This window comes from Bartonella sp. TT110JLCBS, assembly GCF_042193405.1.
Lineage (GTDB): Bacteria > Pseudomonadota > Alphaproteobacteria > Rhizobiales > Rhizobiaceae > Bartonella.
The window spans coordinates 1-2213 of sequence record NZ_JBHILT010000075.1 but is presented as its reverse complement, the minus strand read 5'-3'; the positions used below and the strand labels follow the sequence as shown (position 1 = coordinate 2213).

Here is a 2213-nt window from a genome sequence, read left to right as displayed (position 1 = left end):
AAGCCTTATCGCCTAGATTTGATTATCTTTCTCTTGTGGTTCTTTTATGAGCTCTACGGGTGCGTCTATTTCTGTCATTTCAGTAGATGAGAGCTGTTTTGTGTTTTCATCAACAATAGGAGGAGAGAACACTCCATCCTTATAAGTCCAGCCGATCTGCGCTTCACTTGAGGGGATAGCTTCACCATCAAAGGCATGGACATAGTCTTCTGAGGCTACAATAATATTTGTTACCACACCATTTTCAACAACTGCATATTTCATAAAAAACTCCTAGATAAAAAATCTCAACAAGATTGCTCCGTCACCACCATTGCCGCCATCTCCACCAGATTTTCCTGGAAAATAGCCACCGCCACCGCCGCTGGTAAAACCATTTCCATCACCACCATTGCCGCCTTTCCCACTGTAACCCCCTTTTGCGATACCATCACTGCAACCACCACCAGCCCCCCCATAAATAGAGCTTCCACCATGTCCAATGTTTGTTTTGTAGACAATAAAGGGGCCGTCGTTACTTCTATAGTATGCGTAGCCACCACCACTCCCGCCACCGAAAGTAGAACTGCTACCATTAACATTACTGTTACTAGAGTAGTAGCTGCCACCGCTACCGCCGCGACCACTGCTGTTGGCACTTCCTTCACTGCCACTAGTTGCGTATCCATAATATCCACCACCTCCGCCACCGCCTGCGGTAAGAAGTCCCTGAATTATTGTTTGACCACCTATGCCTCCCCTTTCGTTATTACCGCCTTTCCCACCACGTCCAATTTGAGCATTTTTTGAGTTTCCCAGCTGGTATCCTTTGATTTTAATACGTACGCAACCGCCGCCACCTCCACCACCGCCTTTTATATTACTGCCGCCTCCACCGCCACCCCACGCCCATATTTCAATATCGGTGTAGCTATTAACACTATCAGGAAATGGAATGGTACCACTTTCTGTCATGAGGATTTCAAGGGGATTAAGCGCGGTAACTTCTTTCAGTTTTGCAATCTCATTGCGTATTTTTTGAAGAACAGTGGTAGCCTCATCTTTTGTGTAAAGTGCCTTACCATCAACAGTTGCTGGACCTTTAAGCATGCTTCCACTTGCACTTAGACTTGTCACAACTTTATTATTGTGGGTGAGATTAAACGACGAATTACCCAACAGTTCTAAGCCACCACTCATAGTGACTTTGCTGGTAAATTTATTATAATTCTGCCATTCATTTGGGCTGGCTAAGCGTCCATAGCTTGTGAGATCTTCGTTGATCTTGGCTCTAAAATCATCAAGCCCCACAATATCTTCGGTTTTATGTTGATGCGCGCCTAATAGAGAGACAGCACTGCCAAAAGTGAAGTTATTATTGCTTGATTTATAGAGAACATAATTGTTGGCAGCATCTTTTGCGCCTTCGATATCGCTTAAATCAGCAAAAGTGAAGGTTTTATCCGCTGCCATCTTGCCATTGAGAGCGCTTTCTAGATCTGCAACATCACTTATTGTGTGCGTGTGTTTTGAAGGTGCTTTTTCGTTTATCTTTTCCTCAACAACCAAAAGAGCTTGATCAATTTTGGTCAAGTTTTCCCGCAAGATTGGGAATTCAGAACTGATAAAACGACCTTCTTTAGGCAATTCCATGTCGAGTTTTTTGGTTTTTGTCATCTCTCATTTTCCCCTCATAATATGCCGGCGCCAAAATCACGCACCATTGACCGTGCTGCTGGTCCACCAGTAAGCGTGAGTTTCAAGCGCGCTTGTTTGGCGCCTTTATCACTACTGATAAATTTGCGCTCTGTCCAAAGCGGCTCGGCAAGTTGTTCTGTTTCGTCAAGTTTCAAAGGGGTGAAACCACCATCATCCAGTTGCATCTCCAGTGAAAAGGTTGCACCACCTGGTAAAAAGGTTTTGATATAACTGGTCAACCTTGCCTTTTCCCCAAAGGCAAAAGCACGGGTGACATAAGTGGCTGTTTTATGGATCTTTCCCGCAATCAATTGAACAGGAGCAAACAAGACGGGTGAGAGCTTTTCGGTGCCTTTGAGAATAGCGCGAAGCTTTACCTTTTCACTGATATATTCAGTAAGGCTTAGCAATTGAAAGGGAAGAAGTTGATAAATTGTGCCATTGTTTCGTTCAATTTCAAAGATGACAGAACAATCGCTTGAAGGCAATTCAATGGCTGCGCGTACTTGCAAATCAGAGCAGTCCACAAGGTCAAA

At 44.2% G+C, this 2213-nt stretch carries 2 protein-coding genes and 1 pseudogene; all 3 read right to left on the bottom strand.

All coding sequences use genetic code 11. The features are described 5' to 3' along the window. Nucleotides 1–12: 12 nt before the first annotated feature. Complete coding sequence (locus ACFILW_RS09465) at nucleotides 13–264, bottom strand: hypothetical protein (RefSeq protein ID WP_375685677.1); 252 nt, start codon at nucleotides 262–264, stop codon at nucleotides 13–15. A 9-nt stretch (nucleotides 265–273) separates the two neighbouring features. After that, a complete protein-coding gene (locus ACFILW_RS09460) occupies nucleotides 274–1656 on the bottom strand; it encodes a Bgr_08870 family protein (protein WP_375685675.1) in 1383 nt (460 codons plus the stop codon). 14 nt (nucleotides 1657–1670) lie between these two features. Next, nucleotides 1671–2213: pseudogene (locus ACFILW_RS09455) on the bottom strand (DUF4815 domain-containing protein); the annotation flags it as partial.